Origin of the sequence: Bradyrhizobium sp. CIR48, assembly GCF_014198315.1 — a bacterium.
GTDB lineage: Bacteria > Pseudomonadota > Alphaproteobacteria > Rhizobiales > Xanthobacteraceae > Bradyrhizobium.
Window position 1 is genome coordinate 98803 of the sequence record NZ_JACIHG010000003.1, and the last position, 25516, is coordinate 124318.

At 58.1% G+C, this 25516-nt stretch carries 21 protein-coding genes and 3 pseudogenes; 13 read left to right on the forward strand and 11 right to left on the reverse strand.

Going from position 1 to position 25516, the window contains the following annotated elements:
• Nucleotides 1-341 precede the first annotated feature (341 nt).
• The 4 genes from GGD66_RS10845 to GGD66_RS42365 all read left to right on the forward strand — a co-directional run bounded on the left by GGD66_RS10845 (nt 342) and on the right by GGD66_RS42365 (nt 2296).
• Nucleotides 342-866, forward strand: a complete 525-nt coding sequence (locus GGD66_RS10845) for a flavin reductase family protein (protein ID WP_246788824.1) — start codon at nt 342-344, stop codon at nt 864-866.
• Between the two features lie 248 nt (nt 867-1114).
• A complete protein-coding gene (locus GGD66_RS42360) occupies nt 1115-1348 on the forward strand; it encodes a hypothetical protein (protein WP_409362369.1) in 234 nt (77 codons plus the stop codon).
• Nucleotides 1349-1569: 221 nt separating this feature from the next.
• Nucleotides 1570-1779: a hypothetical protein gene (locus tag GGD66_RS41335; RefSeq protein ID WP_246788882.1), complete on the forward strand. Its 210-nt coding sequence runs from the start codon at nt 1570-1572 to the stop codon at nt 1777-1779.
• 283 nt (nt 1780-2062) lie between these two features.
• Nucleotides 2063-2296 carry a TniQ family protein gene (locus GGD66_RS42365; RefSeq protein ID WP_183257679.1) on the forward strand — a complete coding sequence of 78 codons (234 nt, stop codon included), beginning with the start codon at nt 2063-2065 and terminating at the stop codon, nt 2294-2296.
• On the opposite strand, the gene GGD66_RS10860 is transcribed toward GGD66_RS42365, so the two are convergent.
• The 4 genes and pseudogenes from GGD66_RS10860 to GGD66_RS10875 all read right to left on the reverse strand — a co-directional run bounded on the left by GGD66_RS10860 (nt 2275) and on the right by GGD66_RS10875 (nt 5009).
• The gene (locus GGD66_RS10860) at nt 2275-2634 is read right to left on the reverse strand and encodes a hypothetical protein (protein WP_183257681.1); all 360 of its coding nucleotides are present in this window, start codon (nt 2632-2634) and stop codon (nt 2275-2277) included. The genes GGD66_RS42365 and GGD66_RS10860 overlap by 22 nt on opposite strands.
• A gap of 25 nt (nt 2635-2659) precedes the next feature.
• Nucleotides 2660-4246 (reverse strand): annotated as a pseudogene (tnpC, locus tag GGD66_RS10865) (IS66 family transposase).
• A 74-nt stretch (nt 4247-4320) separates the two neighbouring features.
• Nucleotides 4321-4665: an IS66 family insertion sequence element accessory protein TnpB gene (gene tnpB, locus GGD66_RS10870; protein WP_183257682.1), complete on the reverse strand. Its 345-nt coding sequence runs from the start codon at nt 4663-4665 to the stop codon at nt 4321-4323.
• Nucleotides 4662-5009: a transposase gene (locus GGD66_RS10875; protein WP_246788825.1), complete on the reverse strand. Its 348-nt coding sequence runs from the start codon at nt 5007-5009 to the stop codon at nt 4662-4664. The genes tnpB and GGD66_RS10875 overlap by 4 nt, the downstream gene beginning before the upstream one ends.
• A 1037-nt stretch (nt 5010-6046) precedes the next feature.
• Here GGD66_RS10875 and GGD66_RS10880 point away from each other — a divergent pair.
• From GGD66_RS10880 to GGD66_RS10905, 6 genes are read left to right on the forward strand one after another with little or no spacing between them, the layout of a single operon-like run.
• Nucleotides 6047-7582: a lysine N(6)-hydroxylase/L-ornithine N(5)-oxygenase family protein gene (locus GGD66_RS10880; protein WP_246788826.1), complete on the forward strand. Its 1536-nt coding sequence runs from the start codon at nt 6047-6049 to the stop codon at nt 7580-7582.
• Nucleotides 7579-8859 carry an MFS transporter gene (locus GGD66_RS10885; RefSeq protein ID WP_183257684.1) on the forward strand — a complete coding sequence of 427 codons (1281 nt, stop codon included), beginning with the start codon at nt 7579-7581 and terminating at the stop codon, nt 8857-8859. The genes GGD66_RS10880 and GGD66_RS10885 overlap by 4 nt, the downstream gene beginning before the upstream one ends.
• A complete protein-coding gene (locus GGD66_RS10890) occupies nt 8849-9628 on the forward strand; it encodes a phytanoyl-CoA dioxygenase family protein (RefSeq protein WP_183257685.1) in 780 nt (259 codons plus the stop codon). The genes GGD66_RS10885 and GGD66_RS10890 overlap by 11 nt, the downstream gene beginning before the upstream one ends.
• Nucleotides 9629-9652: 24 nt before the next feature.
• Nucleotides 9653-9982 carry a cupin domain-containing protein gene (locus GGD66_RS10895; RefSeq protein ID WP_104465072.1) on the forward strand — a complete coding sequence of 110 codons (330 nt, stop codon included), beginning with the start codon at nt 9653-9655 and terminating at the stop codon, nt 9980-9982.
• Nucleotide 9983: 1 nt separating this feature from the next.
• Nucleotides 9984-11561: a class I tRNA ligase family protein gene (locus GGD66_RS10900; RefSeq protein ID WP_183257686.1), complete on the forward strand. Its 1578-nt coding sequence runs from the start codon at nt 9984-9986 to the stop codon at nt 11559-11561.
• Nucleotides 11562-11580: 19 nt separating this feature from the next.
• A complete protein-coding gene (locus GGD66_RS10905; protein ID WP_183257687.1) occupies nt 11581-12714 on the forward strand; it encodes a PLP-dependent aminotransferase family protein in 1134 nt (377 codons plus the stop codon).
• 611 nt (nt 12715-13325) lie between these two features.
• Here GGD66_RS10905 and GGD66_RS10910 read toward each other — a convergent pair.
• Nucleotides 13326-13763 (reverse strand): annotated as a pseudogene (locus GGD66_RS10910) (peptidase dimerization domain-containing protein); the annotation flags it as partial.
• Between GGD66_RS10910 and GGD66_RS10915 the strand changes: the two are divergent.
• From GGD66_RS10915 to GGD66_RS10925, 3 genes and pseudogenes are all read left to right on the forward strand, one after another.
• Nucleotides 13760-13933: pseudogene (locus GGD66_RS10915) on the forward strand (M20 family peptidase); the annotation flags it as partial. The pseudogenes GGD66_RS10910 and GGD66_RS10915 sit on opposite strands and share 4 nt — an antisense overlap.
• A 979-nt stretch (nt 13934-14912) precedes the next feature.
• Nucleotides 14913-15185, forward strand: a complete 273-nt coding sequence (locus GGD66_RS10920; protein ID WP_183257688.1) for a hypothetical protein — start codon at nt 14913-14915, stop codon at nt 15183-15185.
• Between the two features lie 501 nt (nt 15186-15686).
• The gene (locus GGD66_RS10925) at nt 15687-17003 is read left to right on the forward strand and encodes a peptide ligase PGM1-related protein (RefSeq protein WP_183257690.1); all 1317 of its coding nucleotides are present in this window, start codon (nt 15687-15689) and stop codon (nt 17001-17003) included.
• A 463-nt stretch (nt 17004-17466) separates the two neighbouring features.
• Here GGD66_RS10925 and GGD66_RS10930 read toward each other — a convergent pair whose 3' ends face one another.
• The 6 genes from GGD66_RS10930 to GGD66_RS10955 all read right to left on the reverse strand — a co-directional run bounded on the left by GGD66_RS10930 (nt 17467) and on the right by GGD66_RS10955 (nt 25030).
• Nucleotides 17467-17646: a hypothetical protein gene (locus tag GGD66_RS10930; protein WP_183257691.1), complete on the reverse strand. Its 180-nt coding sequence runs from the start codon at nt 17644-17646 to the stop codon at nt 17467-17469.
• Between the two features lie 124 nt (nt 17647-17770).
• The gene (locus GGD66_RS10935) at nt 17771-18448 is read right to left on the reverse strand and encodes a 2OG-Fe(II) oxygenase (protein ID WP_183257693.1); all 678 of its coding nucleotides are present in this window, start codon (nt 18446-18448) and stop codon (nt 17771-17773) included.
• A 6-nt stretch (nt 18449-18454) separates the two neighbouring features.
• Nucleotides 18455-19600, reverse strand: coding sequence for a GFA family protein (locus GGD66_RS10940; RefSeq protein WP_246788827.1), 1146 nt, complete (start codon nt 19598-19600; stop codon nt 18455-18457).
• A gap of 1173 nt (nt 19601-20773) precedes the next feature.
• Nucleotides 20774-21616, reverse strand: a complete 843-nt coding sequence (locus tag GGD66_RS10945) for an electron transfer flavoprotein subunit beta/FixA family protein (protein WP_183257696.1) — start codon at nt 21614-21616, stop codon at nt 20774-20776.
• A gap of 569 nt (nt 21617-22185) precedes the next feature.
• Nucleotides 22186-24009 (reverse strand): nif-specific transcriptional activator NifA, encoded by a 1824-nt coding sequence (nifA, locus tag GGD66_RS10950; protein WP_183257698.1) that lies wholly within the window; start codon nt 24007-24009, stop codon nt 22186-22188.
• Between the two features lie 184 nt (nt 24010-24193).
• On the reverse strand, nt 24194-25030 hold the full coding sequence (locus tag GGD66_RS10955; RefSeq protein WP_183257699.1) for an SDR family NAD(P)-dependent oxidoreductase: 837 nt from the start codon (nt 25028-25030) through the stop codon (nt 24194-24196).
• Nucleotides 25031-25516: the final 486 nt, after the last annotated feature.

Here is a 25516-nt window from a genome sequence, read left to right on the forward strand (position 1 = left end):
ACAGCTGGTCGGATCGCGACCACCGCTCCACTTGCACTGGCGCGTCGCCGGGCTGCTCAGCGCGGTTTGCTGTTTGATGGGGGCCCTGTTGAAACAGGGGCGGCGGCAATTCTCTGTTCTGCCGCTGCGATCGCCATCCGGCGTAAGGCGCCGAGATATTGCACGTCCGTCCGGTCATGACTGTAGCAGATCCAGAGGACATCGAAGTCATACCCGGTCTCAATGTGAGCCTACTCGTCACCAATTTCGACACCGGGTACCCCATTACAGGCCCAATAGGGATCAAAGTCGTCTCTGGGTTTAAAGACACTGGAAGTGGGGTTCAACTGCAGAGGCTGATCATGAGCCACCAGTTCTCTCCTGCCATTCGGGATATGCCGTCTATCCAACCGGCAGAGTTCCGCAATGCCATGCAAAGCCTGGCGAGCGTTGTCGCCATCGTGACGACCGGGACGGCAGCCCGACGACGTGGACTGACGGTGAGTTCTCTGACGTCCATCTGCATGGAGCCGCCTTGCCTGGTCGTTGGCATCAATGCCCGCTCCGAAGCACATGATGAGATCCTTTCCAACGGCAGCTTTGGGGTCAGTGTTCTCCGCAGTGACCAGGAGGACCTTGCCCTGCGTTTTGGCGGTGGGGAGGGGGCGAAATGCGCGCACCGCTTCGATACCGCGCCCTGGGATCAGGGCGCCCTCGATGTACCGCTATTGCCCAACGCATTTTGCGCGCTCGAATGCATCTTGTATGATCACAAGGTGCTTGGCACACACACCGCCTTTATCGGACGAATTATCGCGACCCGACAAAGAGATGGAAATCCATTGATCAACTTCCGGGGCGCGCTTCGTACCTTACTGCTTGACTGAGTGCGGTTTTTGCGCAGATCCCGTCGGGACAGCAGAACGGTCGACGGCCTCAATCCTTAGTCGCTTCCATGACAGTCATCGAACAATTTCCCGGGCTTTGACTGGTTTCCCAGATTAGAGCTCGTATTGAAAGGTCTCATCAGCCCCGGCAATTTCGGCGCTTCGCCTGTCGTGCGATGCTGGCACCGGTCTGCGACATCCCGCGTCGAGACGCGTGGCAGGTTGGGCCGACGAACAATGGCAAGACGATGATCGTCGAGAAGTTCCGGCGCAGCCATACTCCTGTCGCAGCGATCGACGCCGAAGATGAGTCGTTAGCGTACCTGTACTCAAGACGCAGATGCCGGCCAGTCCCGATGAGCGGCATTTCTTTGGTGCAATCCTCGAAGGACTCGGCATGGCGAATACACCATTGCTGCGCAGCAGAGCTTGGCGATGCGGCTGATGTGGAAGGCGGATGTGCGGATGCTCGTGATCGATGAGTTACACAACCTTCTCTCCGGATGGCGGACCCGGCAACTGCGCTTGCACAACTTACTGCGATGGCTCGGCAACGAACTGCAGTTCCGCTGGTGGGTGTTGGCACAGCCGCGGCACTGCGCGCGATTCGAGGCGATGACCACCTTGTCAATCGAGGTTCGAACCCATCGCTCTGCCGCCATGGATAGAGGACGAGGCATATCGGCGTCTTCTGGAGACGTTGTTGCCGCTGCGCAAGCTCTCCGGACTGACCGAGCCTGCTCTGGCCGGAAAGATTCTTGCGTTGTCAGAAGGCGTGCTGGGCGAGATCGTCGCAGTCGTGACGTGTGCCGCCGCGACCACGGTGTTGTCAGGCGCGGAGGCAATCTCTCCGCGCGTGATCGAGATATCCGGATTTATGCCACCCTCCGGTCGACGACCTGTGGCGATCTAAACTCTATCGTACAGAGGTCTACCGGCGCCCCTCGACAATGGCGGGATCGCTGCCAGTTACGTCGACCTGCAACAGACGAGACACTGGTGGTCGTGGTTTTGTCGACTTGCCGCGATGCTCGACATGCCGCCTCTGATCTTCATAACAAGCTTCGGGATCGATGGCCGCCGCCACACGGAGTGGTGGCGCCGTCCACACGAAGATCAGCTCACCATGAAGACAGGGTTTGGTCCTAGGCGGCTTCCAGGTATGACTATGGCCGCCTGGTTCTCGGCGCACGACGATGAACACCAAGGCCGGTTCAGCGCTCCGTGTCCGTCGTCGACCTGCGCGACCAACAGTCGGCCGTTCTGTAGCGGTCTACCCTTCCCGTCTGGCCGAGGACGACATACCGTACATCCGGCGGGAGTGGACGATCGGCTGGCTGGCGGTCTGCCCTCGACACCAATGCGTTTTGGTAAGCAATTGCCCTTCTTGCTCTCGTGATCTGTGGGCTCATTGGTTGGAGAGCCAGTAGTCGGTCATTGCGACCACTGCGACTTCAGACTGAGCAAGGCCATTGCTCGGCCAGCCCTTCGCGCCGCTGGATTGTTGAAGCTCGAACGAACGGAGGCCGGGGAAATGCCGCCGATCGGTTGGATCGAATTCACCACGATCGCCGATCTTGTCATGTGCACCATATGGGTGGACACCGCCGATCATGCGCGCGAGACCGCGTGCAGTCGCATCGTTCGCGACCTTGGAATGAGGGCCGATCAACACTTGTTCATTGAATGGCCGGCGAACTAGGGATCGTTGGTGATGTTGACGTGGAGTGCCGCAAACTGGCCGAACCGGCTTCAGCAAACGTTGCATGACCGTAAGCGGCAAGCTGAGGCCGTCAGGCGGCGTGGTTCCATGGCATAAGCGCGTCGATTTCACTGCTTGGCCAGCCGTTGGCGATACGCTGAAGGGTTAGGGTGAGCCAGGCGAACGGATCGACGTTGTTCATCTTCGCTGTCTGCAGCAGTGTTGCGATGGTCGCCCAGGTTCGTCCGCCGCCGTCGCTGCCCGCGAAGAGGCTATTCTTTCTCGTGATTGTTTGTGGCCGGATAGTGCGTTCGACGATGTTGGAGTCGAGCTCGATGCGACCATCAGTCAGGAAGCGTTCGAAGATGGCACGGCGCGAGACGGCATAGCGGATCGCCTCGGCCAGTTTTGATTTGCCGGAGATCCGACGCAAGGTCTGCTGCCAGAGATCGAAGAGATCTGCGACGATCGCCGCGGAGGCTTGCTGGCGCGCGGCAACGCGAGTGTCGGGGCCTTGACCGCGCGCCATTTTCTCGACCTGCCAGAGCGTGGCCATCCGCTCGACCGTCGCCGTTGCCACTTCCGAGGTCCCTGCAACATGCAGCTCGTAGAACTTGCGCCGGCTGTGTGACCAGCAGCCAGCCAATGTGACGCCGTCATTGCCGCGATCGGATCGCGCCAGCTAGTTATAGGCGGCGTATCCATCAACTTGCAGGATGCCGTGATAACCATTGAGATGTCGGGCCGCGCATTCGCCGGCACGACTGTCTTCGAAGCGATAAGCCACCATCGGCGGACTGCTGCGGCCAAAGGTTCGGTCATCCCTGGCATAGGCCCACAAATAGGCTGTCTTCGTCGATCCGGAGCCCGGAGCGAGCGTTGGCAAAGTAGTTTCGTCGGCAAAGACCCGTTCGGCCTTCTTAACCTCGCTGAAGATGTAGTCGGCCATGATCTCGAGCTCGAAGCCGAGCTTGCCCATCCATTGCGCCATCAGCTGCCGGTCGAGCTCGACACGATCGCGGGCGTAGATGGCCTCCTGCCGGTAGAGCGGCAGGCCGTCGGCATATTTGGCGACGGCGATCTGGGCCAGAAGCGCTTCCGTCGGAATGCCTCCTTCAATGATATGAGCTGGGGCCGGCGCCTGGATCACGCCGTCCTCGTTCTTGAAGGCATACTTGGGACGGCGCGTGACGATGACGCGGAACTTCGCCGGCACCACATCCAGACGCTCTGACACGTCCTCGCCGATCAGCACCTTCTGCTTACCGGCATGCACGGCCAGCTCTTTCGGCTCAGTTTCGATCCGTTCCAGATGGGGCGCAAAGCCCTTGCGCCGGCGCGGTGCACGCTTGCCATCCGTTTGCGCACGCCCCTTGCTGACCTGAGCCTTGATCGCAGCGATGCCGATCTCGATCTCCTCGAAGACTAAGGCCTGCTGTTCATCGTCGCCGTTCGCCGAGCCGAGCTTCTCCGATCGTCGGCCGAACCGGGCGCGGTCGAAGGCCTTCAGGATCTGTGTCAGCCGCTCGATGCGCGCATCGGCATCGGCGTTGCGGGCCTTGAGATCGGCGACTTCGCTCGCCAAGGCATCGGCGCGAGCCACTTTCTCGGCCATGGCAAGAACCATGGCCTTCAGCGTCTCTACGTCATTCGGGAGGCTGAGATCGGGCGGCGACATTGACCCGACCAGAGCACATTTTGCTCCGGTTCTCTCGTCCTTTCAGGCCATTGATTCACTTCGCCGCAGTGCTTTTACCCAACAATCTCCGGCGGCTTAACCGCCATAGTCCGGACCCGCTTCCAATCCATCCCGTCCACGAGCGCCATCAACTGCGCCGGATTCAGCTGCACCCGATGATGCCCGATCCGCGGCCAGCAGAACTTCGCCTGCTCGAGACGCTTTAAATAGAGGCACACGCCGGAGCCATCCCACCACACGATCTTGATTCTGTCGGCTTTTTTGGCCCGGAACACATAAAGCGCACCGTCGAACGGATCTGAGCCCGCATCGCGCACCAGCGCAACAAGGCCATCGATACCCTTGCGGAAGTCGACCGGATGGCTGGCCAGGAACACCTTCACACCAGAGGGGATCATGCCGATCGGACCGCCCGGATCACCCGCTGCAAATGCGCCTCCTCGACATGCCGGCCGGCGCGCACGACCACCTCGCCAATGGCAATCTCGATCACTGCACCCGTCATAGACGCCACCACGCCCTCGTCACTCGAGTGCCGCGAGCAATAATGCCGCTCGGCCCGAGCATCGCGACGCCAGGCGAAGAGCTGCGACGGGTGAATGCCGATCCGATGGGCGATCGCCGATACGCTCGCGCCGGGCTCAAGCGCCTCTGCCACCACTTGTGCCTTGAATTCATCCGACCAGCGTCGGCGAAGTTGTCGCGGAGCTCCCTCAAGACGCTCGGCGACCGCTTCGATCATATGGAAGGCTCTAGTTTCAGAACTAGGCGCAGACATAGACGCTCACATCGGCTCACAACTGAGCAGCCGATAGCCGATCTCTCCGCCACTCTGCCAGATGGGGTCTCTTTGCCGCTTACGCATGACCTCCGGTTCCTCAACATCGATGGTGTCCTACAGGCTTCCTTCGCGCCAAAGAGCGCACCGCAAGGTGCATCTTGCCATCGTGCGGCCGCCGCACGAAGATTGATGACTGTGCTGTAGTTCAGTCCTTGGCCCCATATCGGCGCCAATCGTCCGCATTTTGACCCATTTGCGCCAGGCTTCACGCAGAAGAATATCTCGTGTCGATAGGGCAACAGGCGCACGGCGCGAGCCTAAGTGAGCTTTGAGCAGCAGCTGGACCAGTCGCAAACCCACGTTGCCTGAGGAGCGTGGTGGAGGATCGGAGCGCGGGCCTGCGGCAAAACCGTCAGTCACTCGGGGGCGGCGCACGGACCAGAACCGGGACCGAATAGCGGGAGCCACAGCCGGCCTTTACAGTGTACCAAGTGTGCAGGTGGGCGCAAAGCGCGTTGCTCCGAACCGTTTGCCACAACCTCCCAAAAGAGGCCACCGCATTCGGCCAAAGCCTAACTCTCGACCGCCGCTGCCTGAGAAACTGCCAACATTGCAGCGCTGAAGATCTCTGCAGCCGCCTGGCGCGACGCAGCTCTCCTGGTGCGACTACAGACGAGTGGTCTGCGAGCCCTGAAGCGCTGACAATGTGTGGAAAGATCGTGGTGATTTGAGCATTGTCGGCATAGATGTTGGTTTCCCAGCCATGGATCCGCGCACTTCGTATTCTGTATGTGTATGTCCGATGGCCGCCTCAATGTCGTAAATCCGACAAGAGCTGCCGCAGCAACTCCGCACGAAACGCTGTACGTGGCCATGTTCTTCTCGTCCAACAAGGCGCAGTCGAGATTTTGTGGGTGGCACGGCGGTTGCTAATGAGCAGAGAGAACACCGGATGGGGTGGGTGAAGATTTCGCAGGCGGACATTAGTGGTCACACGGATGAGACTGTTGCCGGTTTCAACAGACGGCTTGCAAAACGCGGCTCTTGCAGATGCAGGATTCACCACGCCTCCCGCGGCTACAGGCCAAGCCGCTGCCGCATCCCAAGTCACACAAACGTGCTTTAGTAGTGAAGCGAAGCACCCGGACCCGGACAGAATCTACACAAGCGCCAAGGACAAGAACTTACACGAGCTCAAAGAGACTTCTGTGGAAATGCTGGATGTCATTGGAATTGGAATCGGCCCATTTAACCTCAGTCTTGCAGCGCTTATTGACCCTACTCCGCTCCGCGCACTTTTCCTGGAGAAGCGCGACGCACTTTTCTGGCATCCAGGCCTTGCGCTGCCGAACAGTCGGCTGCAGGTGTCGCCGCTCAAGGATTGCGTGACCCTGGTCGATCCTACTAGCCCATACTCATTCCTCAACTATTTGGCACTGCATGGTCGGCTCTACAGCTTTGTCAACAAGCGCAATGCATCAACGTCCCGGCAGGAGTTCACTGAGTATTACCGGTGGGTCGCAGGGCGACTCAATACGCTCCGCTTCTCCGAGGACGTCACGGATGTTATTCCGTTTAGGGACGGCTACCGCATCAGCACGAATACAACCACATACTTGGCGCGCGCTGTTGTTGTGGCCGTTGGCGTAGAGCCCAAGATCCCCGCCTTTGCCAGATCTTTGCTATGTGACACTGTCTACCATGCAGCCGACTATCTCGAGCGGCAGCTACCGCATGCAGCCGAGCATGTGCTTGTTGTGGGAGGTGGCCAGAGCGGGGCTGAGATTATCGAGGACATTCTTACTCGTTCTGTATCCACCCAGATCACGTGGGCGACGTCGCGTTCGAACTTGTTTTCCATCGACGACAACAGCTTTGTGAATGAGGCTTACACACCCGCCTACAGCCGTCGCTTTCACGCTCTACCGCTTCAGCAACGCCGGGACATAGTTGAGGGCGAGATGCTTACGAGCGATGGAATTTCTGTCGATTTGTGCAACCGCCTGTATGAAATGCTGTACGAACGCAACGTGGATGGCACGCAGGCCGACCGTTTTCGTGTGTTGTCCAGCGTAGTCGTGAAAGACATCACGTCCCACATAAAGCGGTGGCGAGTAGATCTAGATGAGATCGCAACGCAGCGAAATAGCCGCATCCTCGTCGATCGTGTAGTGCTTGCTACAGGTTTCCAGCCACGTACGCCGCCCTTCTTGGAGGCCCTCCTCGAGGGTGCGTGTATGGAAGATGGCCTACCCGTTCTCGGCCCGGACTACGCAGTCCGCTTCAGTCGGCACATGCCCGGGCCAATATATCTACAAAACCAAAGTCGCGTGCAGCACGGATTGCAGAGCGCCAATCTATCTTTGGTCGCGTACCGCAACAGCCAAATTATTAATAGCCTCCTCGGCCGACCGTTCTATTTGAATACATCCGACAGGCAGATGATTCAGGTTTACGCACCTTCGGACACGTCTGAAGGAGACGCCGGGTTGGTTGCGATGCGATCAACCCGACAGGTATTGGGTTGCACATGAACGGCGGCTCGACCTCACCGCTGCGGGGCCGGATTGCGGATGGACCGGCCAACGCCGCCGACCAGCTTTCAGGCACGCTCGAGTACCTCGCCTTTGTACCATTTTTGATTGCCTCCATTGTCATTGCAGCAGCTTACGGCACTAGCTTTCTGTTGCCGGACTACATGCATGCGCTCGGAATGGATAGTCGAACCGCGGATCTTATTATATCAAGCGGCATGGCTGCCACTCTCGTTTCCTGTTGCTTAGCAGGGCGGCTGGCAAAGCGGATAGGCCTATTACCCACGTTGACCGTCGCATCGCTGTTTATGGCGTTAGCAATGCTGGCCTTTGCCGGCGCTGCCCTCGATACGCGAGCGGCGTACGGTGGAGGACTACTGGTGGGCGCTGCTTGGTCAGTGTTCTTCATTTTGGCACCGCTGCAGATCATCGGCCATCTACAGCCCTCAGCACGTATTCAGTATTTGACGGTCTTATCCGGATCACAAATGGCTGGGCTCGGCCTAGCGGCTCCACTTGGTCACTTGCTCGCAAAGTACACTGGTTCGCTGGCGACGATTTATGCCGTGCTTGCGATTGCGTGCGTGATCGCCGCGGCCTGCGTAGACCTTGCAAGACGCGCGATGTCGAGGCTATCGGCACTGGCTATGCCGGATATCGCAATTACACTGGCCGCGACCACGACACTGCTTCAGAAGTGCACAGCACGCCCCATCGCCATGATTGCGATTTCAGCCTGCATATTCGCGGGGCTGTCTACATATCAGAGCGCGTATGCCGCATCACGTCACTTGAATTCCGATCTGTTCTTTCTCGTTTTTACTGCTACGAGCGTGGTACTACGCTTCTCAGTCGCTGACCTCATGGGCAGCCTGCCCTTACGCCGACTGGCGCTCACGCTCATGCTACTGACCGCTGCGTCTCTGGTGCTGTTCCTTCTCAACGGTGGCAGCGCCTCACTCTATATTGCGGCCACTGTCCTCTTTGCCGCCGGCTATGGATTAAGTTATTCAACCTTGAACACGATAGCCGTCAATCTCGCCGGCGAGCACGGCGTCTCCGTGCCCACCACCTCGCAGATCTTTACCCTCGCATACTTCCTCGGGCTCTTCGGCTTTCCCATGGTCGGAGGGCAGTTGGTCCGTGGATTCGGCCCTGACGTGATGTTGCTGAGCCTATTGAGCGCGACCGCTCTTAATGCGGTGCTAGCAAGCCGCCTCGGGCAAAGCACAACTGATCCGTCTCATCTTAGGAAGGACCTCACACATGCTGACTGAGGCACAACAATCGAAATGGCGTAAGAATGGATACCTTCGGTTGGAACAGTTCTTCGATCCAGCCACGCGCGAGAAGATTTCTCGTTACGTCGAGGAAGTTGCACGTTGGGATGTAAGCTCCGACAAGTGGATGTTGTGGTTCGAGAAGACGAGTGACAGCCGGAAGATTATCTCCAAGGCAGAGAACTTCTTAGACTACCATGCCCCTCTACGGGAGGCGCTCCTGGCCGATGGCCGCATTCGTATAGCGGTCGAGACGCTCTTGAATGAGAAGACACGGATGTTGAAGGAACTTCTGATCTTCAAGTATCCGGACAGCGGCGGATACCGCCCTCATCAGGACATCTATCATGTCCCCCACAAGATACCCGAACGAATGGTGCACGCAATTGCATCCATCGCCGTGGACGACTCCGACCCGGGTAACGGTGGGCTCTTCTTCACGCCAGCTCGCCATAAGGAAGGAATGTTTCCGATGGATGCCGGCGGCGTGATTCACCCGGAGATCGCCGAGACCTTCACATGGGAGCCGGTGCAATTGACAGCTGGCGATGTTTTCATTTTCGACGATTACGCGCCCCATTACTCCCTGCCAAACAAGAGCGATCGGTCGCGTCGTGCAATTCACTTGGTATTCCAGCGCGCATCCACTGGGGGTCCGACACGCACCGAATACAACCGCATGAAGCGCGCCTACAACCCACCGGAGGAAGCGGTGGCGAATCTTGAAAACCTAAAGCTTCCCAATGGCATATTCTATCGCGACTGACAGCCACGTCTGAGGAAGAGCAACGTGTACACGACGCAGCCCGATCCTTCTTTAATGCGAACCGAATACGGCGTTCTGGTCTGGCGCCTTTTGGAGCATCTCCCGGAGGGTCTCAGCCCAGCATTTGGCGCTTCAGTCGTGGAACTCGCTCCTGGCGATGCGGTCGACCCGCACGATCATCAGGAGCACGAACTGTGGCTGCTGATCTCTGGTCGTGGAGAATTCGAAGTCGACGGTCAGGTCCGTGATGTTAGCGAAACGACCTTGTGTTACATGTCGCCACATCAGACGCACACTATCCGCAATAACAGCCAAGACAGCGCTCTCAAGTTTATCTCGATCTGGTGGGATTAACGTGCGCACTTATTTTGTCTGTCCCGCGCCGCCTTGCCCTAACGGCAAACTACATCTGGGCCACATCGGCGGAGTGTATTTACTCGCTGATATCTTCGTCCGCTTTCAACGCATGACCGGCCATCGGGCCTACTACATCACTGGTTCAGACGAGCACGGCACACATACGCTTGAAACGGCACGAAAGCTCGGCCGATCCTTTAGCGAGGTCGCAGAACAATACGTTCACCAGATCTTAGAGTGTTTGCGTGCCGTGCAAATTACGCCTGATGTGTTCGTGCGCACATCTAGCGCGGCTCACAAGGAAAATGCGTTAGCGATATTCCGCGAACTGCAAGTGGCCGGCTACGTCGACGTACGGCAGGGCGTCCAACTATATTGCGAACATTGTGATGAGTTCGTTACGGACTCGCTCGCAACTGGACGTTGCCCGGCTTGCTCATCGCCTTGCGACAGCAACCTGTGTGAGAACTGCGGGCTGGCTGTCCAGCACGACACAATCCGTGACGCACGGCACGTCACCTGCGGCCGCAATCTTGCGCTAAGACCCATCAGGCAGGCCGTGTTCGACATGCCAGGTCTCGCTCGCCAACTGCATGAAGCCATTGGAGAAAGCGCATGGCCCGAGCCGATACGCGCCAAGGCGCGCGCTTGGCTGCACCGGGAGGTGCGCGGTTTGCCGATGACCCGCCATTTCAGGCACGGAGTGGAGGTAGAACAGCCTGACTCTCTGATCGGCCAAACGCTGCTTACATGGTTTGAGGGCCTCTGGTGCTTCGACACCGGAATTCGGGAGCAATGCGCCCGCTCAGGTCTGGACGCAAACGCGACGTTGCACGACCAGAACAGCGAGCTTCTCTTCTTCATGGGGCAGGATAATCGCTTCTACTACACGCTAGGTGTGGCCGGCGCTCTGCTCGCGCGCGGCTACCCAATTCCAACAAATCACTCCGTCCAGGATTTCTACAAGCTGGAAGGCGAGAAGTTTTCCACCAGTCGTGATCATGCTCTTTGGGCCGATGAAGTGGCGCGCGAAGTGGGGCCAAACGTACTCCGTTATGCACTGGCGCGAGTGGCCAAGCCGTTTGGAACCGACGCAAACCATTTTGATCTCGACGGGCTCATCTCGGCAGCCTCACGCATTCGGGTCTGGGAAGATGCGTTACGGCGCCTTGCAGAAAGCGAGCGTAGGGTAGAGAGCACCGAACTCTCCCCGAATTTCCGCCGCTTCGCTGAAGATTACGCCGAAGCGGTCACCGCACTGCGTTTCTGGGATGCGCTTGATATCATCGACAGGTACTTCGAGCTAGCTGGCATCGCACATGCAAAGGGTCGGACATGGAATGCTGCGCAGATCTCGCTGTTCCTGAGCCTACTCTATCCCGTAATACCTGAGCTAGCGATGGGCTACGGCCAGCACTACTTTGGCGGTTCCTGGCGGCCGTCCCTCGAGACATCAGCCGTAGCAGCCCAGCCAAAGGCGTCGGTGAACTTTCCCCGTTTCAGCACGCCAATACCTGCAAGCTTTGCCTCGGAGTACAACAAGCGCTTTCGCAAAGAACAGATTTGGCAATCATGAAGATCCGAATGACGAAGCCATGAATATGCGCATCTCAAAACGCAGCGCTGTCGCTCAGGGTTTTGCGCCGTTCAACTCCTCAAGTGCGATGCATGGTATCAATTTCGGCTACGCGCTGCCTGACCCGGTGATGTTTGCAGAACTGCCGTGGCCAGACGCGTTTGACGGACGTACAGGTGTGGCTCCCGACGATCTGCTGCAGTATACAGATGCGGCGGGTTTGCCCGAACTTCGTACAAAGCTCGCACTGAGGTACGGTGTGCGGCATGACCAAGTTATGCTTACGGGTGGAGCTTCACAAGCCTTACAATTACTTGCCGATGGATGGATTGACCCCGGTGACGTGGTCCTGACGGAGGACCCCTCCTACTTGGGTGCACTGCGTACGTTTTCGATCGCGGGTGCAACCGTGGTCCAGCTAGGTCTGGCCGCAGAGGGAGTGGATCTGAACGAAGTGGAGGCAATGCTGCAGACCAGTGCCCGGGTGAAGCTTTTCTACACGATGCCGGCATTTCATAATCCAATCGGGCACCAGATGTCGTGCGACTATGTAGCCAAATTGGCGGCACTGCTAGCCCGCAGTGGCGCTCTCTTGGTGCAGGATCTTGTCTATGCTGAGTTGCCCTATAACGGTCCAGTGCATTGGTTGGCGCCGGGCGACAACGTGATCAATGTCCATAGCATCTCAAAAGTTGCCGGACCGGGACTACGGGTAGGCTGGGTGCTTGCGGAGCCGGACATTATCAACAGGCTTGCGCACCTCAAACGCGACGGCGGCGTAAGTCCGGTTCTAAGTAATGTTGTTTTGGGATTGTTGCAATCGAGCGCTCTTGACTCGCACATAACACGCTTGCGCGAGCACTACCGAGCGAAGCGAGATGGCGTACATAGGTTATTGCAGCGCAGCCGGATTCTCGAGCCGGAATATAGTGTGCCAAGCGGGGGCTTCTCGTTCTGGGTACGGCTTACCGCGGGTACCGATCCGGTGAGGTTTATTGAAGCTGCAAGCCGGGAGCACGACGTACACCTTATAAATGGTCGGAACTATGGCCCACGAAGTGGCCGTCACGTGCGCCTGTGTTTCAGCTATCTTCCAATATCTCTCATTGAGCAGGGGCTGGAGCGCTTAGGTAATCTGCATGCTAACCTTTAGACGCGCGTGGAATGTTTCAGCAGAGTTTTCCCATCATCTGAGAAGGGGTCGCAGGTCCAGCTCCCAGCGCCGACACTTCTGAAGAGAGCGAGCTTACGCGGTCACGCGAAGTGGCTGTCCTGCTTTGTTGCGGGCCGGCAAGGTCGCCTTGGTGCGCCCTAACCGACCCGCTCGTCACTCGCCCGAAGCTTCGAAGAAATGTTCGAGCTGCATAAGGGGTGCTTCTTTGCCACGCACTGAAGGCAGAGTATACGGCCCCGATTTGCCGCATCTTTGCAAGCTGCTTGCTGTTCATCGCGGCGAACCGAGAGCTGGGCTGCAAGCTCGTGAGCAGCCGGGTTCGCCGGCCGCGCAGTCCGCTCGGCAGTCCGGCTCGGCGCGGGAGCTTCGCCCGACGCCTGGCCACCCCGAACGCGGGAGCTTGGGCTCGTTGGCCAGCAGATGCAAAAACCAGCATCACTATCAACTGTCGGGAACGACGTTTCGGGGTCGAGATCACCGCTTCCGTTACATACCGACTGCTGCGCAACGTCCGCCATATAAGAAGACCCGTGCCGGTGCCGCACTTTACGCACACGCCAAAAAGCTCGCCACCGAGCTTGGCTTCGAGCTCGGTTCAATTCGCCTGATACATTCACGCTGACGCCCTCGGTGCGCGAGCTGATGCCGAGAATCTGCGGCACCAGCTCGTCGGCATGGGCCATGGTCGGGACGCGCATGTCGACTTGCGAATAGGCCAGTTCCGCGACCACGTTGGGCCTGGTGCCGCCGCGGACGACGCCGACATTGACGGTGATACCACGCGTGAGATCGTTCATCGCCTCCAGCGTCTGGATCACATGGCCGAGTTCCCGGATCGCGCTGCGGCCGTCCTCGGGGCGCGTACCTGCATGCGCGGGAGCGCGCTTGATGAATACGTCAAAGCACGCCACGCCCTTGCGCCAGTATGTATTTCGCTTGCGGCCATCGGCCTCGATCAGCCCGCGAGAGGTTGGGCTGCCGATCTCTTCGTCCGAGACATAGAGGTGCGTGATGCCGAGTGTTCGACGCGTTCAGCGACGGCGGCTCCGATAGCAATTTCACCGCGCCGCATACCGCGACACTTGACGGTCTTGGTGTCGATGGCAAGGGCGCGCATACGCGTTATGAGCAACTCTACATCTCGTCGATTGAACCTCGCGCGCGGCTGCTCTACCGCCTCTGTCAGACGCTGCGGTAATCTCGACGCCGGGCGAAGTCAGTGATCGCGACGCGCGTTTGATGGCGGCCGGGGGCACGTTCGCAGGATCGTTCCTCGCCGCCCCTAAGGGCTGCAGGCTGCGCCCCCTTAGGCCGACCTCATCGAAAAGTATCGGTCGGATGCCGGATTTGGCATTGCAAGGTCAGCGTAGGATAGAAGTGACCGAGCTATCCAATCACGGCAGCGGAGGTCAGGCGGGTAACCCGCTGCAAAGGTAGCGAGCACTTGGTCGCAATAGGGCGAAATGTTTCCGACCATGGGCTTATCGGCAGCGACCCTGATCTCAAAGGAGACGAACTTTCTTGACGCAAATCGCAGCGCTGAATGCGCGCGACACCAGACCGGCCGGCGGCCCGATTCGAGAGCTTGGCCACGTTCACACGCCTGCCAAAAAGGGCTTGAATCGGACGTAACGTTAAGTTGTACGGTCTTGAGGTAGGCCTATCTCGGTCTGCCGCCGGGATTGTGAAGGATTGCGAATGTCTGAGCTGGTCAGATCTCCGTTCCCATGGCCGGTCATCCTCAACCCCTGTGGCGGGTCGGTCGGAAGGGCGCTGCAGCGAGTCCCGATTGCGGCGCTATGGCTCGAACGTAGCTTTGAATGGCTCGCCATTCCGGAAGCAAGACTATGTGGCTGTTCTGGACCGGGGGACCAGAGAGCCGGCGAGGTCAGAATTGACCGACGTAGACGTCCATCCGAAACCCCTAAGTGTGGGACGCTGCTTCCCGAGCTGAACCAAGCCCCTCCTCTGGCGCGACACCGCGCCAAGATCAGTTCGCCGAACCGGCTTTCCGCTCTGTTCAAACTGCTTTCCCGTGAAGGCAAGGCATTTCTATCGCGGAAAGGTGCGACAGACGGCGGGCCTGCGCAGGTTCTCAAAGAGCCTGAGCTGCAATTGTCGCTCCGCGTGACCAGCGCGGCATCGGATGATATTGCTTGGCATTATGGAGCAGCAAGTTGAAAGAGCCCGACGGCCTCAAGAAGGTCCTGTTGATCGACCATATTGAAGGCCAATGCCGTTGCATCATCGGCTTCAAAGATGGAGATGCTAGGGAGGCCTATATGTGCGGCGAGCCAGTATACCAAAGACGCGGCAAGAAACTGTCTTCCTGGTGTATCTATCACTACGGACAGATGCACACGACCGCCACCCAGCAGAACAGAGTGAGTGATCAATCGCCCGAGATCCCTCAAGCAATATCGATTGTTCGCAACCCAAGAGAACCATGAGAAACCGGGTCCTTCCAATGCCGTGTGATCAGCCTGTACAAGAGCCAACCGAAACATGTGATCGGGGCCTCGCCAAGCAATTCCGGATTGCGGCGGAAGCAACTTGCGGCAAACGTACTATGCGGGCGTGAGGCGCATGAATAGCGAGTTTGAGCTCTGCAGCCTGACGAGGGAAACGCTGCCTATGCTCGCGACACAACTGCGATCCATTTCGAAGGGCAGACTCTCAGCTACGTCAGCCTCAACCGACAGACTGAGCGGATCGCTCGCCTTCAAGAGCCAGCTCGGCGTCCAGAGGGGAGACCGGATCCCGATCCTCAGCTTCAGCACGCCGAATTTTCTGGGGATGCAATGGTCGATGCGAAAGCACCGACCTATCCTCTCTCGGAGCAGGACGGCGTCAAATCGAGCCTCACTCAGTGCCTCACCGCGGCACAGCAAGTTCAGCATTGTTGCATCACGATTCCTGTCTGATCGCTTCCAAATGCCCGGAGGTCGCGGATGCCGCGGATCCTGATCATGAATGCCGGTACAGCTCAGATGTCGGGCGCCGATTTGACACCAGCTCAACTTTCGCTGGCCGCCAACTCGGCATACCGTTCAGCGTGGTTTGCTCATGAGGGTGACCTGATAGTCTCCCCAGTAGTCATCCCGGCGGATCTGCTATCCTTCATTGGCGCGACGCTCGATTTCGACGCATCGAGTCTCTGTCTGCTTGTACCTCAAGGCGGCAGCCAATCGCCGGTCCTTGATGATTGCACACTCCTTTCCAATTCTGTTGTTGAACGAATCAACAGACATATTCGTCAGACATCGACCTGGCGATTATATCCCTGCTACTCTACTGAAGGCGTCGCACGCCTGGCGGCCATGCTGGGCATACCGCAGACCGGCGACGACTTCGCTCTGCAGCGAGGGCCTGATCTGTTGAACCGCAAGAGCCACTTCCGTCAATTGGCGACAAGCGTCGCACTTCCGCTGCCCAATGGATCTGTCACGACGGACTCGAACGAACTATTCAGAGCGGTCACTTCCCTCAGAACCGAGACCGGGAGCGTCATTGTAAAGCTGGACAATGGAGCCGGTGGAGTCGGAAATGTTATCCTGACGGGCAATGAAAGCGATCCACTACCTGGGGCAAGAGATACCCGACGGATTCCATGGCCGTCGTTTGATCCTGGCGCGCTTTGGTCTGAGATGACAACGGCATCGTGTAAGACGCTGGTCGTGGAGTCGTACCACCTGGCCAAGTCTTTGTTCTATCTTGAGTATGAAATCGAGGATGATGGTTCAATTGTTTTCACGAACAGTGGAAACATACGTTTGCGCAAAAGCACGGATCGATCCGAAAGAACTCTGATCTGGACAGGACTTGAGCTTCCAAGCGACCTGGGGAACGAGCAATGGTTGACTGCCCAGGCGCATGCCTACCAATTTGTGACGCTCGCGCGAAACCTGGGATATCGCGGAATGATCAACATTGACGCCATCTTCGCTGATGACGGACGGTTGCTGTTTAATGAAGCGAACGGCCGCTGGGGTGGCGGCTCGGTGTTACACAGCATTGCCGTTCGGCTGCTCGGCTTCGACTATTCCGGTTGCAACGTTATTTTATCCGTTAGAAATGTTCGATCAGGATCCCTCCAAACAGCACATGATCGTTTTGTCAAGGAAGGATTTCTGTTCAACCGCACACGCAAGGAAGGAGTGATCCCGCTTGCCGCCGATCAAGAGGCCGGCACGGTGGAGTGCCTTGTGATTGCGCGCAATAGGCCCGCGGCCCGCGATCTGCAGCACCAGCTACTGCGAATGGTTTGATTGAGTATCCCAGCGACCACATCTTCAACCGCTGAATTCATCTGAACTTGTCCCTGCTTTCAATCGCGCGCGGTACCTGACGAAGCGACGCGAATGTTTGCCTCGTCTAGCTCGAGCTCTGTCAGCCCCAATCCCGACCACCCTTAAGTCGCCCCTGGAGTGCTGGCGAATCGGCGATGAGGTGCCCGAGGTGCAGCGGCTCATTGTCTGGCCGCTTGCCCCGCGTCAATCGTCCAATCAGCGCTAGCGTCGCGTCTACCACGTGGAACCCGCAATCATGGCCGTTCTGCTGCCGGGCCAGCGGGCCGCTTGCAGACGGACGCCCAGACGTGCTGCGAGCTGTTCTGCAACGGTACTGTTGGAAGACCCGACGGAGGCATAGTGATGGGCAACCGGCGCGGTAGGCACGCGTCAACTAACAGAAGCGACCAGTGGGCGCCGCCGCCAGTAACGCCAGCATCGTTCACAGGCACGAACAGGAAATCGGCGGTGCCGTTACCATCCTGATCATGACGATCTGCTGGAAGGTTTGTACGCGGTCGCTCTGGCTCGGGATCAAGCCCAGCAACTGGGCTTGCGCAGGTTGAACGGATCGGGTCGGGGCGGCGAGATCCGGCTCGATCCGTTGCAACTCTTCTTCCACATGCACATCGCCGTGGCAGCTTTTGCGAAAGACAGTCTGAGCACAAGATGGCAAAGCTACCATCCTTTCTTAAGAGCTCACCCCGTTACCAAATTCACTGGAAAGCGATTTCAGCCACCCCACCTCATACGTCAGCGGTAGAGCTTTCAATGATCCGGCGGTTCGCGCCGCTGCGTTTTGAACAGAAGTAGACCAGCGATCGGCGCTCGCCGGACAGCACAGGCTTCACCTCGTGCCGGAGCTTACATGTGGTGACAAGCACGGCGCCAAATGGCGGTCGGAATACCTGGTGTTCGTACCGGGTTGGATATACCACGAACTCACCCCCGTCGAAGTCCCTCGCCAGCTGTACAATCACCGAGTACTCGAAATCCGGGTCGCTCGCAGCGTCCAGATGAATGCCAACAAAAGAACCAGGAGGCATCCGATGCATTTGGCATCGGCGAACCACGTAATCTGACGTGGCTCCCAAAATCTTTCTTAGCGCGAAGCTTCGGTCTTTCCTTTCAAGTAGTTTCATGATCTGCCCTGGAGCTGCACCACTCGCGTCGCTAGGAGCGCGGCCGGGCGGGTCGACCCTCACGCGTTTGACGAAAACATTGTGCGAGTCGCCGGCATCTCCCTCCCTCACTTCTTCTTCAGGAATCTCAGCCTGCAGCTGTTCGATCATGGCCAAGTCATCTTGGGTGAACAATATCTCGGGGCCGATCACGACCGTCCCCTTCACCAACAGCTCAATGCGGTACTTTGTCAAAGCTTCTTCTGAAAGCAGACGGGATTTCTGATTCATTGCGCGCGCCATTCGAGTTCACTCCAGGGTTTTATCTTCAACGCATGGCTCCAGATCCTGGTGCATCAAGCGGAATGCTTGGTCCCAATGCTCGCCATCGAACTCGCTTATTGTTATGCGTTCGATGGTCCTGTTATCCAGGCATCGAATGTTTACGCTGAATCCGGAGGGGTTCGACCGCGGCGTATAGAATGGCTTTACACCACAAACCCGGCAAAACGTGTGCCGAGCGATGTTCTTGTTGAACTGATACGCCGTGAGGAATTCTTCGCCGCACTCAATGCCGAGCTTATTGCCAGGTACGAGCAAGTGCAGAAATCCAGACATTTGGCAGATTGAGCAATTGCATCGAACTGCAGAGAGCTCTCGCGGTGCTTTGACGTAGAACTTGACAGAACCACAATGACAACGGCCACGGTGTTCGATCTCCGAGTGATCATCTCCCTTAAGTGAGACAATTCGGAGCATATCGCGGCACCAATGTACGCTGATCCGATAGGCTCGATCGAATTCACTCAAAAAGCGCTCATTGCGGTGAGCCGGGACAAGTTCGGCAATAAGCCGGCTTGTCATTTCTGCGTGATACTTCTCCGCGGGATCTTCTCCGCCGACATGGCTGCGGAAGTATTCAAGGTCGTCAGGCCGCGTCTTGAAGGTTTTGACCAGAGTGGTCCATAGCGACTGGATCATGTCGGCAGCATGTAGCTCAAAAGCGACCATGTAGGCGCAACGCACCAAGGGATCTTTCGATGACAATCCGGCATAGAGAGAATGCAGGTACCGCTTCGTCGTGGCGCTGTAGTTGGGTCGTATTGCTCTGCCGAGTAGTTGCGACGCATCCTTTCTAAACAGATTGGAGTGGAAGTTCTCAGTTACCAGAATATCGGGTAGCGCCGCCTTGCCGCCCTGGAGAATTTGGCCATAACCGCCCGTCTCATCCCAACAGATGAAATTTCCGACCACGCTGGTCAGCTCAATGTCCCTCGCAAGATCGCGATTGTGATTCATTGCATCGAATATGAGATCCCGTTGCGACCCCGCCTGCAGGTAGGGGAAGGCCTGTGACATCGCCAGATATTCAGGGAGCAGGCTTGCGACCTGGTCCTCGGACATCTCCGCAGCGAACGGGTGCGGGCCGAACAGGGCTCGCGCTTGCTCGGTCAAATACTCGCAGCATATCTGCGGAGGCTGATCGGGTGTAAATCGAGACGCTTGAGATGTCATTTGACCCCTGGAGATGAGGAGAGAATGGTCCTTGGCGGAGCAACTTCGTATCCGGGCCAACTATTGGCTACCGCGAGTTCGTTGGTTTTCGATGGGCTTGTGATCGCGTTCACCATCCAGGCGCAATTCCTGGTGGCCACCTTTCGCGGTGGCAGACATGGGCATGCTCAGTCCTGCTCACGCCCATCGAAGGGAACGTGTAGATCAACTGAGCGGCGGCGAGCCAGACGGATTTCGGTGCACGAAAAGTCCGACGCCGCGAATTCTCGGCAGGGCCAGCATTCGCTTGCAGATTCATGGGGAGATATTGCGCCGCGCAGGCTCTCGCGGTCGCTGCTCCTGCAAGTTGATCGAAACGCTATGAGCTTCGTATAGCATTGCAAGGATTATCCGCATCTACCTGGCTCTTAGGGTCTCGGCGGCAAGCCGCGCGTAATGCCGGCTGCTGGCCGGCACGAGCTTCTCAAAGAGACCGGCGCTATGTTTCACGTTCGCGAGCGCCACCGCGCTGTCTTCTTGCACGTTTATAGCAATCACCGTGCCAACTCGTGCATTCGCTCCACAGCCTGAATACATTGGCAAAACGCTCGCGACCGACTCGTCATTGCAGTGTACTAGACCTGACAGCGCTTGCATGGCCGTCGGACACCAGACGGCGATGGGCGAGCCGCCACTCACAACGGGTAAAGGGCTTTTGAAACGCGGAGATTGGTCCAAAGCTACCACATAGGTGGGCTTCGCGCCTGGACAGCGCTTTTGGCGTTCGTGCGCCAGCATGGTGATCCCGATCGCTGACGTAATCCGTCTTCGCTCGTGACAACTACGCGAGGAGCGGTCGCCTCAACGCCGTCGAACACGACCATAGATCTGGACGCATGCGCAGCCCTTTGTCGATGCGCCTGACAATCGCGGTCAACTCCGGGGATCGATCGAGGCCATAACGTGGTCTACGGAACATGCGGTCCCAGGTGATCGCGAGCAATCGAAAAACGCCATGGACCAGAATGCGAAGGTCGCCGGCTGAGATTCCTACCTACATCATCGCGCTCACTGGACGCGGGTGCCTCATGGTGTTGAGACATCCTCGGACCGTTACGATGAGGACTCTCCAGATCAAACGTCGCGGACAAGTGCCGCAAGATCGGCTTCGAGCTTCGGTTGGTGCTTGAAAATTGCGTCTATCAACGCCGGCGCCGGTTGTTCGGCTGCCTCGACCAGCTCCGCCTTCTCAGCCCGCGCAGAGGGAGCGAACACTCGCTTGACGACGGTCGGCGATCCCTTGAGGCCGCATTTGGAGACGTCTTCGATACCGGCATCGTTTGCGCTCCATTTCACGATTTTGGCACGCGCGGCACGCAAGGCATCCTCCATCGCGCCGCGCCGAATCTGATTCGTTGCCTCCAGCATGGTGATGAGACAGGGTAGCCTCGTGTGCAGCACCTGGACACCGCCTTCGGAGCGTCGTTCCGCTTCAATTGTATGGGCGGCGAGATCTAAGGATCTGACTTTCGCAACGTAGGTCAGTTGCAATACGCCCAGCCGCTTTGCGATGCCGGGCCCAACCTGCGCCGTATCGCCGTCGATGGTCTGCTTTCCCGTGAAGATGAGGTTTGTCTGGCCATATTCCTTACCAATTTTTCGAATGGCTGTTGCAAGTGCATACGTTGTGGCCAGGGTGTCGGAGCCCGCAAAGCAGCGATCGGTGAGTAGGACGCCGCGATCGGCGCCATAAGTCAGCGCCTTTCGCAAAGAATCTTCCGCCGATGGCGGCCCCATTGTAAGCACGGTAATTTCGCCGCCAAACCGATCGCGCAGCTCCAGCGCGGCCTCGAGCGCGAAGAGGTCATACGGGTTGATGATGGTCGGCACTCCCTGACGCATGATTGTATTGGTGACGGGGTGCACGCGGATCTGCGCTGAGTCCGGAACCTGTTTGATGCAGACGACATTGTGCACGGTGTTGCTCCAAAAGCTGCGACAGCTGCGGAGAGCACAGCAAGTGTTGTACCATCGCGCGCCCTTTTGGAATTGGCTTGCCATCACAGAGGCTTAGACCGGGTGATGCGCCCCCTCTAGCCCGCTTGCCGACGAAGGAATGCTAACATAGTCAGGACTGCGACAGCGCTGTTCCGCAGGGCACGCCAGCTGAGTCGGGCCAGGACAGCTTGCGACAGATTACCGCCGCCAATCACCAGCGGGTGGCCGACCGGTTGACGTTCAGCATTGCCGCTCACTGTCCGATCTTGATCGACGGATAGGCATGACGCTTTAGATGTTCAGCAGCTGTGCGCGATTGCATGGCCCGCAGGTGACGCTCAGTATGTCATCGCGCGCAAGTCGTCTCTCATCGAACCAGGTAAGCCCGCCTTTCGACAGCAGTCCCGCAATCGGGCGCGGTGCCTTCGCTCGGGGTCAAGTCGCCCCCCGAGGGCGGACCCATTTCCTTCAGATTGCGATCAGATTGCCCATCGGAGATCGTCCTCATAAAGCTATTTGGCGGTAGCAGTTCCGACCGATGTCATCGTTCAGAAACGCTTTATCTCGATTCCATATTTCCTCAGCGCGTAGCCAATCTGGCGCGGCGTTAGTCCGAGCAGGCGCGCTGCTTTTGCCTGCACCCAGCCAGACTTTTCCATGGCCGCAATCACCCGTTCGCGATCGGCCATCTTCGCGCCACTAACGAGAACAGTGCCAGGAGGCCCCAGTAAGGCCAGCTCGCCGCTGACAGACTGGACCGGCTGGGTCGCTTGAGCTAGCGGAATGGTGGACTTTGCGGGCACCGATGCCAGGGGTGCGGGCTGGTCTGGTCTCTCATCTGACGTGCCTTTCCACAGCATCGCAGAAAGACACTGGCCGTGGCAGCATGCAAAGTCACTTCTCACGATCGATGATCCGGCGCACAGCGTCGCTGTCCGCTCGATGCAGTTCTCGAGTTCGCGGACATTCCCCGGAAATCCGCAGTTCATCAGTACATCGATCGCACTCGCCTCCAACGTCAGAGTACGGCCGTTCTCGTTATTGAAATTTCTGAGGAACTCCCTGGCAAGCAGCGGAATATCACTGCGTCTTTCGCGCAGCGGCGGCAACAGTAAGGGAACTACGCTGATGCGATAGTAAAGGTCCGCGCGGAACTCGCTCCTTGTGACAGCCTCTTCAAGGTTCTTGTTGGTCGCAGCTATCACTCGAACATCGACCTTAAGAGTCTGGTTGCTGCCGACGCGCTCGAACTCCTGCTCTTGCAGAACGCGCAGCAACTTCGCCTGGAACGGAGCTGAGATCTCGCCGATCTCGTCAAGAAACAGCGTTCCTTTGTCAGCAAGTTCGAAGCGCCCCTTGCGCGCGCTGAACGCACCGGTAAAGGCGCCTTTCTCATGTCCGAATAATTCGGATTCCAGGACGGTCTCAGGAAGCGCCGCGCAATTCAGCTTAACGAACGGGCGCCTGGCGCGGGACGAAGATTCGTGAATGGCCTTGGCGACGAGTTCCTTTCCGGTACCGGATTCACCGCGCAGCAGAACCGTGCTGTTAGATCTGGCTACAACCGCAATCTTCTCGAGCAGCCCGCGCAACGCCGGACTGTCGCCAATGATCCCATGGGCGTGTAGCTTCTTGCGCTCCCGAGCGGGTGGCCTAAATTCTAGTACTTGCTTTTGTAGCCGGTCTTTCTCCGCCATCAGTCGTTCGCGATCGCAGGCGAACAAGCGATGTAACTTCACTGTTTGTCCCACCAGGTTGGCGATCATGGCGAGCAGCCGCGCATCGTACTCTAGCCCGAGACTCGACGTATCGTCCCCGATACGGTCGACCGTCAGCGTACCCACGACCTTCGGATCAATACGAATCGGAACCCCGATGAACGACACTGGCATATCATCAGAGGCGCCGAGCACTTCCCGGTCGGTAGCGCTGAATACTGGCTCGGCGGCCACGTTTTCGACGACAAGAGGCCTGTCCGTCGCGATGATCTGGTCGATTGCCTTCCGCGGCAGTCGCATTCGGTAACGTTCGTCGCTGCCTTCGCTCCAGCCGGCGCCCACTGTAATGTCCGGCATGCCGTCGTCGTCGAACAGTGAGACGATGCCGTGTCGCATCTGCACAAACGATTGCAGAAGACCAACAACGTTGGCCAACGTGACTTCGAGCCGACAAGGAGCGGTGAGTATTTTCGATATTTCGAAGATGCCGGTCAGCGCGCTCTCACGCAACGGGTCCCCCGAGAGCTTACCCTCCGGCTCAGATTGCGAGGTAGGTCTTTCACGTGAGGAAGGTATATCCAGCATGAGGCGGCCTCCGTTCTCTTGATCATCCTCCCTGGTACCTTGTCCTGGTTGGCGAGCTTCGTTTTGCATGTCACTCTCGTTCTAACGCCGGTGTTGACGAGATGACATAGAACCGTGACATCTTTTCATGGCACGACAGTAAACTTACAGTGTGCCTTCATTGCATTTTTACGGATTGCGTGCGCGTCGTCAGCGAAGAACGCATGTACCGCTGTTGCAGCTCACGTCAGCTGTGTCGCCAAGGCCGGCCGATTCACAGATGTTGCCCACCATTGATTGGCACCTCGGCCCCTGTGACATAGCTCGCCGCATCCGAGCACAGGAAAAAGATGACCTTGGCCACTTCATCCGGGGTTCCCACTCTGCGCAGCGGGATACTTGGCACGAGACGCGCTTCTGTGTCGGGCGATAACATGTCCGTCCTGATTTCGCCGGGCGCGATCGCATTCACGCGAATGCCATGCGGCGCATAATCGTGGGCCATTTCGCGTGTGAGGCTCGCGAGCGCAGCTTTCGACGTGGCATAGGCGCTGCCCGCAAACGGGTGCACCCGCGAGCCCGCGATCGAAGTCACATTCACGATCGACCCTGACGCGGCTCTTAGCTCGTCAAACAAACCCTGCGCCAGCAGGATCGGGGCCACCAGATTGAGATGGAACACACTCATCCAAGTCTCGATTGACGTCGTCAACGACGTCATCCGATCGCCAGCGGGCGTTTTCGGCGAGACACCGGCATTGTTCACTAGCGCGTGCAAAGGTGCACCGGCCAATCGTTTCTTGACCTCAGTGATCGCGCGCGGCAGCATTCGATGATTGCTGAGGTCGATCTGGACATGATCCTCGTTCCCTGCCTGCCAGGGGCATCGCTCGCCGTCGAACGGCTGACGCGCGCAAGAAATGATGCGCCAGCCCGCCTCCGAGAACAGCTTGGCAGTGGCATGACCAATTCCGCGCGATGCTCCGGTGAGCAACATCGCCTTCTGTTCTCCGCCATGAACACGGGCTTTATCGGCCTGAAAGGGGCAAGCTAAATGTGTTTCGGGCAGCGGGCCTCTGATTAGATCGTCATTTGGCAGATCCAGACCCACGCCCGCCTCCTCTCCTGATGCGCGCAGCACGCGTAGCAGGATTTGGGCCACTGCGATGCATGTAAATCCGCTTTCGTTTTGCGTCCTAGTGTCGCGCACGCGGAATGTTTGGCGGGCTCAAGACACGGCGCGTGTGCTTTGTGACAGCGATGGTGCATCAGCTACGTAATGTCGCGAGCACACTCGCCTGCGTCAAGACAAAGCTACGAGCCGCGCTCTCTTTCCTGATCGCACAACCGGAAGAGCCAAAAACATGGCCAGCGCCTCTCGTCGAGGCAACGATCGATCAGGATAGCGGCCGCCGCCAGTAGCCGCTTCAACTCGAAAGCTGACGTTACCAGCTTCGTACGTTAGATTCGCCGGCAGCTGACGCCGACTTCATCGCGCCCCGCTCTGCTGTGTCCGGCACTGGCACATCGCCGGGCGGATTGATTCCCGGACCACGACCTGGCGTACTGAATGTTTCTTCAAAATAGTGGATCTCGA

Coding starts and splice junctions, on each gene's coding strand:
- GGD66_RS10925 (WP_183257690.1), top strand. CDS start 15,687: ATGCCGCGGATCCTGATCATGAATGCCGGTACAGCTCAGATGTCGGGC.
- GGD66_RS10905 (WP_183257687.1), top strand. CDS start 11,581: ATGAATATGCGCATCTCAAAACGCAGCGCTGTCGCTCAGGGTTTTGCG.
- tnpB (WP_183257682.1), bottom strand. CDS start 4,665: ATGATCCCCTCTGGTGTGAAGGTGTTCCTGGCCAGCCATCCGGTCGAC.
- GGD66_RS10845 (WP_246788824.1), top strand. CDS start 342: ATGAGCCACCAGTTCTCTCCTGCCATTCGGGATATGCCGTCTATCCAA.
- GGD66_RS10885 (WP_183257684.1), top strand. CDS start 7,579: ATGAACGGCGGCTCGACCTCACCGCTGCGGGGCCGGATTGCGGATGGA.
- nifA (WP_183257698.1), bottom strand. CDS start 24,009: ATGCAAAACGAAGCTCGCCAACCAGGACAAGGTACCAGGGAGGATGAT.
- GGD66_RS10860 (WP_183257681.1), bottom strand. CDS start 2,634: ATGCAACGTTTGCTGAAGCCGGTTCGGCCAGTTTGCGGCACTCCACGT.
- GGD66_RS10890 (WP_183257685.1), top strand. CDS start 8,849: ATGCTGACTGAGGCACAACAATCGAAATGGCGTAAGAATGGATACCTT.
- GGD66_RS10935 (WP_183257693.1), bottom strand. CDS start 18,448: ATGGCGCGCGCAATGAATCAGAAATCCCGTCTGCTTTCAGAAGAAGCT.
- GGD66_RS42360 (WP_409362369.1), top strand. CDS start 1,115: ATGATCGTCGAGAAGTTCCGGCGCAGCCATACTCCTGTCGCAGCGATC.
- GGD66_RS42365 (WP_183257679.1), top strand. CDS start 2,063: ATGAACACCAAGGCCGGTTCAGCGCTCCGTGTCCGTCGTCGACCTGCG.
- GGD66_RS10875 (WP_246788825.1), bottom strand. CDS start 5,009: ATGATCGAAGCGGTCGCCGAGCGTCTTGAGGGAGCTCCGCGACAACTT.
- GGD66_RS10880 (WP_246788826.1), top strand. CDS start 6,047: ATGAGACTGTTGCCGGTTTCAACAGACGGCTTGCAAAACGCGGCTCTT.